This window comes from Kribbella sp. NPDC055071 (assembly GCF_053608045.1).
On record NZ_JBSGUS010000053.1, the window covers coordinates 1 to 7,967 of the forward strand.

Annotated in this window: 8 protein-coding genes; 4 read left to right on the forward strand and 4 right to left on the reverse strand. The window is 68.5% G+C overall.

What is annotated here, in order from left to right:
- Positions 1 to 310 precede the first annotated feature (310 nt).
- The gene (locus ACWF4Z_RS37930; protein ID WP_452248079.1) at positions 311 to 1,282 is read right to left on the reverse strand and encodes a magnesium and cobalt transport protein CorA; all 972 of its coding nucleotides are present in this window, start codon (positions 1,280 to 1,282) and stop codon (positions 311 to 313) included.
- Positions 1,283 to 1,360: 78 nt separating this feature from the next.
- Here ACWF4Z_RS37930 and ACWF4Z_RS37935 point away from each other — a divergent pair, with 78 nt between their 5' ends.
- The 3 genes from ACWF4Z_RS37935 to ACWF4Z_RS37945 are packed head-to-tail and all read left to right on the forward strand — an operon-like array spanning position 1,361 to position 3,459.
- Positions 1,361 to 2,083, forward strand: a complete 723-nt coding sequence (locus tag ACWF4Z_RS37935; protein WP_452248080.1) for a histidine phosphatase family protein — start codon at positions 1,361 to 1,363, stop codon at positions 2,081 to 2,083.
- A 12-nt stretch (positions 2,084 to 2,095) separates the two neighbouring features.
- Complete coding sequence (locus tag ACWF4Z_RS37940) at positions 2,096 to 2,671, forward strand: DUF3090 domain-containing protein (RefSeq protein WP_452248081.1); 576 nt, start codon at positions 2,096 to 2,098, stop codon at positions 2,669 to 2,671.
- Positions 2,668 to 3,459 (forward strand): SCO1664 family protein, encoded by a 792-nt coding sequence (locus ACWF4Z_RS37945; RefSeq protein ID WP_452248082.1) that lies wholly within the window; start codon positions 2,668 to 2,670, stop codon positions 3,457 to 3,459. Before ACWF4Z_RS37940 ends, ACWF4Z_RS37945 begins: the two co-directional genes overlap by 4 nt.
- A gap of 42 nt (positions 3,460 to 3,501) precedes the next feature.
- Here the strand turns inward: ACWF4Z_RS37945 and ACWF4Z_RS37950 are convergent, their stop codons facing one another.
- The gene (locus ACWF4Z_RS37950) at positions 3,502 to 4,197 is read right to left on the reverse strand and encodes a DUF6882 domain-containing protein (protein ID WP_452248083.1); all 696 of its coding nucleotides are present in this window, start codon (positions 4,195 to 4,197) and stop codon (positions 3,502 to 3,504) included.
- Positions 4,198 to 4,315: 118 nt separating this feature from the next.
- Here ACWF4Z_RS37950 and mshC point away from each other — a divergent pair, with 118 nt between their 5' ends.
- Positions 4,316 to 5,536: a cysteine--1-D-myo-inosityl 2-amino-2-deoxy-alpha-D-glucopyranoside ligase gene (gene mshC / locus ACWF4Z_RS37955; RefSeq protein WP_452248084.1), complete on the forward strand. Its 1,221-nt coding sequence runs from the start codon at positions 4,316 to 4,318 to the stop codon at positions 5,534 to 5,536.
- Here mshC and ACWF4Z_RS37960 read toward each other — a convergent pair.
- Both ACWF4Z_RS37960 and ACWF4Z_RS37965 read right to left on the reverse strand, forming a co-directional pair.
- Positions 5,533 to 6,429 carry a hypothetical protein gene (locus ACWF4Z_RS37960; RefSeq protein WP_452248085.1) on the reverse strand — a complete coding sequence of 299 codons (897 nt, stop codon included), beginning with the start codon at positions 6,427 to 6,429 and terminating at the stop codon, positions 5,533 to 5,535. The two genes, mshC and ACWF4Z_RS37960, sit on opposite strands and share 4 nt — an antisense overlap.
- A 25-nt stretch (positions 6,430 to 6,454) precedes the next feature.
- On the reverse strand, positions 6,455 to 7,240 hold the full coding sequence (locus tag ACWF4Z_RS37965) for a L,D-transpeptidase (protein WP_452248086.1): 786 nt from the start codon (positions 7,238 to 7,240) through the stop codon (positions 6,455 to 6,457).
- Between the last annotated feature and the right edge of the window lie 727 nt (positions 7,241 to 7,967).

The following is a 7,967-nucleotide window of genomic DNA, read 5'->3' on the forward strand; positions in this document are numbered from 1 at the left end:
AGCTGCGATCCTTCCCTGGTCGCGGTGGTGTGGGTCAAGGGTCGAAGATCGCGCAGCGACGCCGAAGGCGCCCTTGACGCGCGCCGCCGTGACTAGCACGATCACGCAGCCCGGAACCGCGGCAACCACATCCCCGTCCCGGCATACGCCATCACCACATCGCAGTCCCGGCATCCGCTATCACCACATGCGCTTGCGCACACCACCCGGGCGCGTATCAACCATCAGCGCCCCGCCGAAGGCGACAAAGTCAGCCGACGCGCAGCGGTGACCGTCTTGCCTACACACCTTCATAACAACTGAAGAAGGGTTACAGCCAGCCGACTTTGCGGAAGAAGCGGTACATGGTGAAGCAGGTGCCGGCCATCACCAGGAGGATGGCGTAGAAGCCGAAGTGCCACCGTAGTTCGGGCATGTAGTCGAAGTTCATGCCGTAGATGCCGGCCAGCATGGTCGGTACGGCGGCGATCGCGACCCAGGCCGAGATTCGGCGCATGTCGTCGTTCTGCTGGACCGAGATGCGCGCGAGGTGTGCGTTCAGGGCGGAGCTGAGCAGGGTGTCGATCGCCTCGGTCTGGTCGGAGACGCGGTTGATGTGGTCGGAGACGTCACGGAAGAACGGCGCGGCCTGCGGGTTCAGGCCGCGCATCCCGTGGGTGAACTGCTCCATCGGGTCGCGCAGCGGGTCGATCGCGCGGCGCATCTCGAGCACCTCGCGCTTGAGCCCGTAGATCCGCTCGGCGTCGCTGGTGCGCTCGGGGGAGAAGACCGAGGACTCGATCTCGTCCACGTCGACCTCGACCGATCCCGCGACCTTCTCGTAGTCGTCGACGATCTCGTCGCAGATCGCCCACAGCACCGCAGTCGGTCCGTGGCCCAGGATCGAGGCGCGCTCCTCCAGACCCTTGCGGGCGGTCGCGAGCTCACCACCTTCACCGTGCCGCACGGTCACGACGTACCGGGGACCGACGAACACGGTGACCTGGCCGGTCTCGACCGCGTCACCAGCATCGACGTACCAGAGCGTGCGCAGTACGACGACGAGTGCGTCGCCGAACCGCTCGACCTTGGGACGCTGATGCAACTGCATCGCATCCTCGACGGCGAGGTCGTGGAGGTTGAAGAGCCGCTGGACCCGGGTCATCTCCTCCTCGGACGGCTCGTGCAGGCCGACCCAGCCGAAGCTCGCGTGGTCGTCGTCAACGGCCTGCGCCACGGTCTCCGGGTCCCTGGGCAGGTCCTTGCGTTCGCCCTCGGCGTACACGCCGCAGTCCACGATCACGGCTCCATGATCGCACCCGGGGCGTTCGGGGTGATCCAGGCGCGACTCCGACTTGATGGACCGGATACCGTGCAGGTCATGCCCACGGTGATTCTGGTCCGGCACGGCCGCAGCGCCGCGAACACGTCCGGCACGCTGGCCGGCCGGACACCGGGAGTGAAACTCGACGACACCGGGATCAAGCAGGCCGAGGCGGTCGCACAGCGACTGGCCGGCCTGCCGCTGGCCGCGATCGTCACCTCGCCGCTGGAGCGCTGCAAGCAGACCGCGGCAGCCATCGCGAAGCACCACCAAGGGTTGCGTCCGGCAACGGATCGGCGCCTGACCGAGTGCGGGTACGGCGACTGGACCGGCCAGAAGATCTCTACCCTGGCAAAGGATCCGCTCTGGACCGTGGTCCAGCAGCACCCGTCCGCGGTGACCTTCCCGAACGGCGAATCGATGCGGGCGATGCAGCAACGCGCGGTCGACGCCGTACGGGCGCACGACGCGGCGCTGGCCGCGAGCCACGGCGACGGCGCGATCTGGGTGGCGGTGTCGCACGGCGACGTGATCAAGGCGATCGTGGCCGACGCGTTGGGCCAGCATCTGGACACGTTCCAGCGCATCGTCGTGGACACGGCGTCGACGACGATCATCACCTACACCAAGACCCGCCCGTTCCTGGTCCGCCTGAACGACTCCGGCAGCGAGCTGGCCTCACTTGTGCCAAAGCCTCAACCGAAGTCGAAGTCGGCCCAGAAATCGGCGCAGCGGGCGACCACCAAGCAGTCTTCCGACGCGGTCGTCGGTGGACGGTAATAGGGTCTAGTTATGGCGCGAGTTGTGCATTCCTATGACGACCCGGATCGGTTCGTCGCCGGCACCGTCGGGGAGCCCGGTGCGAGGACGTTCTTCCTGCAGGCCCGGGCCGGTGTCCGGCTGACCTCGGTGGCCTGTGAGAAGGAACAGGTGATGGCGCTCGCGGAGCGGCTCGACGTGATGCTGGACGAGGTGGCCCGGCGGTTCGAGCGCGAGCCGGTCACGTTGACCGCCGTGGACGACACCGGTCCCCTGGAGCAGCCGATCGAGGAGGAGTTCCGGGCCGGCACGATGACGCTGGCCTGGGAGTCCGACGCCGAGCGCGTGGTGATCGAGGTGTTCGCGGTCGTCACGGGTGAGCAGGTCGACCTCGAAGAGACCGATCCGGTCGCGGCCGCGCTGGAGACCGACGAGGCCGAGGTCTTCATCGTTCGGATCACCGAGGAGCAGGCACGGGCGTTCGCCCGCCGAGCGGTTGCGCTGGTCGCGTCCGGTCGGCCGAGCTGCCCGTTCTGCGGCCGTCCGATCGATCCCGAGGGGCATATCTGCCCGCGTGCCAACGGCTACCGCAGGCACCTGCCCGAATGACCGAACCACTTCTCCTCGCGACTGGGGAGCTGTCTCTGCACGGCCGGCTCGTCGCCGCGTCGAACGGTACGTACCAGGGTTCGGTCAGCCTCGGCGACGAGACCGCGACGGTGGTCTACAAGCCGGTCCAGGGGGAGCGCCCATTATGGGACTTTCCGGACGGGACCTTGGCGCAAAGGGAGTTCGCGGCGTACGTCGTATCCGAGGCGCTCGGGTGGTCAGTGGTGCCACCGACGCTGCTGCGGGACGGACCTCTCGGCGAGGGCATGGTGCAGCTGTGGATCGACGAGGCCGAGCTCGGGCCGGGGGAGACCGAGCTGGTCGACATCGTGCCGCAAGGACGCGTGCCGAAGGGCTGGGTCGGCGTACTCGACGCACTCGACGGCCGGCACAACCCGGTGACGTTGGTGCACGCGGACAACGAGGCGTTGCGGCGGATGGCCGTCTTCGATGCCATCGTCAACAATGCCGACCGCAAGGGCGGCCACGTGCTGAACCCGGGCGACGGACGGGTGTACGGCGTTGACCACGGCGTCACCTTCAACGCCGACGACAAGCTCCGGACCGTCTTGTGGGGTTGGGCCGGCGAACCAATCCCGGCCGACCTGCTGGTCGACGTACGACGCTTGGCCGACCGGCTCGCGGGTGGGTTCGGTCAGGAGCTGTGCGAGCTGATCACTGCCGTCGAGCTCACCGCCACCCGGGAACGCTGCGCCTCGCTACTGAAGACTGGCGTGTACCCGTCCCCGAGCGACGACTGGCCGGCGATTCCCTGGCCCGCTTTCTAGCCGGGCTTCTTCTGGGCGGGCTTCTTCTGGGCAGGCTTCTTGCTAGGCAGGCTTCACCGATACGTCGGCGATGCGGCCCTGGTCGTCGAAGGTGGTCACGAGCAGCGATCCGCCGGGCGCCGTCGCGCGGATGGCGTCCGGGCCGGCGTCGTACGGCATGCCGAAGTGCTGGACGTAGCCCTGGACCACGCGACGGTGGTCGGCCGGGAAGACGGTGACTGCGGTTGACAGCAGTCGCGGCGTCGACAACGGGCTGAAGTCGGCCCGCGGGAGGTGGTCGTCGGCAATGTGCAGGTACACGTGCCCGCGGCCCTCGTTGATCGCGGTCGACCAGACGCCCCGGCCGCCGAGCACGGTGCCGGCGGTGATCGCGAGCGTGATCGCGGCCTGCGGGGGGTCGAGGAACTCGCTCAGGTCCGGGCTCTCGGTGGTGAACTCGCTGATCTTGTGTTCGGCGCCGAAGTCGCGGATCGGAAGGGTCGGCGCCACCGCGGGCGCCTCCGGGCCGAACGCGGGGTTGGCCCAACCCCACAGCCAGGTGTTGTCGAGATGCGAGAAGCTGCCCAGAAACGAGACGCCGCCGATGACGCCGCGTTCCCCGGTCAGGGTGCGGGTCTCGAGATCGGCGTACAGCGAGTCGGTTCCGACGGCGTCGTTGAAGACGTCCTGCTGCTGGATCGCGGCTGCGGCCACCCAGCCGCCGTACGCCTGGAACTCCGCGCTGAAGTCTGCGTTCACTGTGCCGAGGCTAGCCGCTTTTCGGGTGCATAACCTACGCGGTCCAACCCCGGCGGCGGAGACCAGGGAGTGGAACCGTGTCGCCTCGTTGAAAACCGGACTGGCATAAGCTCCGATCATGCAGGCGTGGACGAAACCAGACATCCCGGTCGTGCCGGGTCCGGCACGGCGACTGCGCCTCCACGACACCGCGTCGGGTGGGCTGGTCGAGGTGCCACCGGCCGACGGCGGGACCGCCCGGATGTATGTGTGCGGCATCACACCGTACGACGCCACCCACATGGGGCACGCGGCGACGTACGTGACGTTCGACCTGGTGAACCGGCTCTGGCGCGACGCCGGATACGACGTCCACTACACGCAGAACATCACCGACATCGACGACCCGCTGCTCGAGCGGGCGACGGCGACCGGTGTCGACTGGACGGACCTTGCGTACCAGGAGATCCAGCTCTTCCGCGACGACATGACGGCGTTGCGGGTGATCCCGCCGCAGGACTACATCGGTGTGGTCGAGTCGGTCGACCTGGTGGCGGCTGCGGTCGAGGAGCTGCAGGCAGCAGGTGCGGTCTACTCGGTCGACGGCGACCTGTACTTCGCGGTGAAGGCGGACCCTGCCTTCGGAAGCGTGTCCGGGTACGACCGCTCGACGATGCGCGACCTGTTCGCCGAGCGCGGCGGTGACCCCGATCGCGAGGGCAAGCGCGACCCGCTCGACAGCCTGCTGTGGCGGCACCAGCGTCCGGGGGAGCCGGCCTGGGATTCACCCGTGGGCCGCGGCCGGCCGGGTTGGCATGTGGAGTGTTCGGCGATCGCGCTCGAGTACCTCGGCATGACCTTCGACGTCCAGGGCGGTGGATCGGACCTGATCTTCCCGCACCACGAGATGTCGGCGAGTGGGGCGCAGGTCGCGACCGGGAAGTTTCCGTTCGCGCGGGCGTACGTGCATCAGGCGATGGTCGGGCTGGACGGCGAGAAGATGTCCAAGTCCAAGGGCAATCTGGTCCTGGTGTCGAAGGAGCGCCTGGCCGGCATCGATCCGATGGCGATCCGGCTCGCGCTGTTGATGCACCACTACCGCACGGACTGGTTCTGGATGGATTCGGACCTGCTGGACGGTCAGGAGCGCCTGGATGTGTGGCGTGGCGCGATCGGCCGGGGTTCGGGCCCGGATGGTGCGGCTGTGGTTGACGCCGTACGGGCTGCTCTGACGAACGACCTGGACACGGTCGCGGCGCTGTCCGCGATCGACACCTGGGCCGCGACGAACGGAGACGACCCGGAGGCGCCGGCCCTGGTCGCCCAGGCCGCCGACGCCCTCCTCGGGATCAAGCTCTAACCGGTCACCGGCTGGTGGGTCTTGACCGGGACCGGCCTTGGGGCCATCGGCGGCTGGTCGGCGCCGGGCACCGGGATGGCGGGCTGAGTCGGCTTCGGCGTGGGCTTCGGCTTCGACACGACCTGCTTGGCGCAGGTGGCCGAGGCCAGGCGGATGACCTGCGTGCCGCCGCCGATGTCGATGGTCAGACCGGTGATCGTGAACGAACCGTCCGAGTGCTTGACCTGCTCGTTGACCTTGATCGTGGCCAGCGGCGCGGCCGGGATCGTCGCGCTCTGCTTGGTCGTCGGCAGCGCCAGCTTGTGACCGAGCAGCGTCAGCGCGCCGATGTCGACGCCGCCCTGGTCGCCTGAGCACCAGACATTCACCGCGTCGATGCCGAGCAGCGAGCTCGGCGGCGTCAGTAGCAGGTTGCACAGGTCGGGCAGGTTCTTGACCGGGAGATCTTTGGTACTCAGCGACGGCAGCGGGATGCCGAGATCGGGCAGAGCGAGGTCCGGGATCGGCAGATCGTCGGCGCCGGTGGCCGGGAGGGTCGCGCACGACTGCTTGAGTTCCGGCGGAAGCTTCACCTGGCTGAGGATGTCCGGCCCGACGACGATGTCGAAGAGCTCGACGGACGCCGAGTCGTTGCCGGCGGTCGCGTTGCCGGCGCGGACCGAGAGCAGCGGGTTCTTCGGCAGCTCCAGCGCGGAGGTCGTGTGCCGCTTGCCGTCGAGGGATTCGGCGTACGGCGTCTTGGCGACCGGGAACTGCCCTTCCGCGCTGACGGCGTACGCCGAGGACGGCCGGGCGGCCGCGTTGCCCACGGGCGCGCTGGCGACCAAGGTGAACGCCACGACGCCGCCGACGGCCGCGACCGTGGTGACGGTCCGTGCGAGGTCTGGTCGCATCACTGCTCTCCTCAAGTGTCTGGATCTACTTGCTGTCGATCAGGACGAGGGTCCCGAGCGGGACCTTCTGCAAATTGGCGAGGGCGGTCTTCGGAACCCGGACACACCCGGCGCTGATCGCCGCGCCGAACACGTCCGGCCGCGGCCAGCCGTGGATCGCGACCGTACCAGGTCCGCCACCGAACGTGTCCAGGGTGGGACTGTGCGCACCCAACGGCAGCACGACCGGCGAGGCCGACCGCTTGTTGTCGATGATGGATCCGAGCAGGAACGTGCGCCCCGGCGGCGTCGGCGTCTTCTTCGCGCCGACTCCCGCCTTCCAGACGCCGAGGCTCTTGTTGCGCAGGAACAGCTCGATGGTCCGCGAGCTGGTATGAACCCGGATCAGGTACGACGAGGTCGCGCGATCGAGATCCCCGTCGGGTATCCAGCCGGTCGACCGATTGGGCTTCGACGGCAACAACACCCGCACCCACCCATCGGTCTGCTCGACCACCGGCAACCACGTCGGCCCGAACTGGGTAGGCCCGATCTTGCCGAACGCGTCCGCGTCCGGCGCGCTGTACAACGCAGTCTCGGCCCGCGGATGCACGACCAGCCCGTCGGTCCCGGCGTACGGCTGCCCATCCAGCGGCGCGGTCGTGATCGTGGTCGCGGTCGTCGAGGCCGTCAACGTGGTCAGGTCGACCTCGGGCCGCTTGTCCTTGTTCCCCAAGATGCCCACCACCGCGACAACCCCGAGCAACACCAGCACAGCCAGCGCAGGAACCGACCCCCCACCCCGCTCGTCCCGCCCGTGCCCCGTGATCACCCGCACGAATATAAACCCATCAGTAGCATCCCGCCACGGTGGCAGCCCGACTACTCTCCGCTCCTCCCCACCGCATCCCACAACGGCCGCGCCACGATCGCGGCTCAACGGGCGAGTGTTGGGTTCGGGTGGTCCGGTTTGGTGCGGGGCCCGTGCACTGGTTGATCCGAGGTCCGCCGGCGGGCACCTGCCGGTCGCGCGGACACCCTGTGGGGTCTGCGGAAACAACGTGTCCGCAGTCCCGCCAACCTGTCCGCGCCACCCGCGAAGCACCTGTTCCACCCGCACAACCCCGCCACCCGGCGGACCGGGGCGCCCCCCATTTCAGGGGCCGCCCCCGGAAGTAGTGGGTGAACCACCGGTATACACCGTCCGCACCCCACCATTTCAGGGGCCGGCCCCTGAAATGGGACGAGCTCACCCTGGCTGCGGGGCGCAACCTGATGCATGCCCGACCACCACGTCCCCCGCGCTGTCGGTCTCACCACAGTCCAGCACCGTGATCGCACCCAGCACGCGACCACTCGGGTCAGCGGCTCCGGAATAGCTGCCGCTTTCCCTGGTCGCGGTGGTGTGGGTCAAGGGTCGAAGATCGCGCAGCGGCGCCGAAGGCGCCCTTGACGCACGCCGGCGCGACTGATATGTCGAGACCTCTTGTCAAGGGGCAGGCCGAGGCGCCCGTCCCGGATGTGTTCCGGGGCGGGCGCCTGGTGGCTTCGTTGGCTGT

Coding starts and splice junctions, on each gene's coding strand:
- ACWF4Z_RS37935 (WP_452248080.1), top strand. CDS start 1,361: ATGCCCACGGTGATTCTGGTCCGGCACGGCCGCAGCGCCGCGAACACG.
- ACWF4Z_RS37945 (WP_452248082.1), top strand. CDS start 2,668: ATGACCGAACCACTTCTCCTCGCGACTGGGGAGCTGTCTCTGCACGGC.
- ACWF4Z_RS37960 (WP_452248085.1), bottom strand. CDS start 6,429: ATGCGACCAGACCTCGCACGGACCGTCACCACGGTCGCGGCCGTCGGC.
- ACWF4Z_RS37940 (WP_452248081.1), top strand. CDS start 2,096: ATGGCGCGAGTTGTGCATTCCTATGACGACCCGGATCGGTTCGTCGCC.
- mshC (WP_452248084.1), top strand. CDS start 4,316: ATGCAGGCGTGGACGAAACCAGACATCCCGGTCGTGCCGGGTCCGGCA.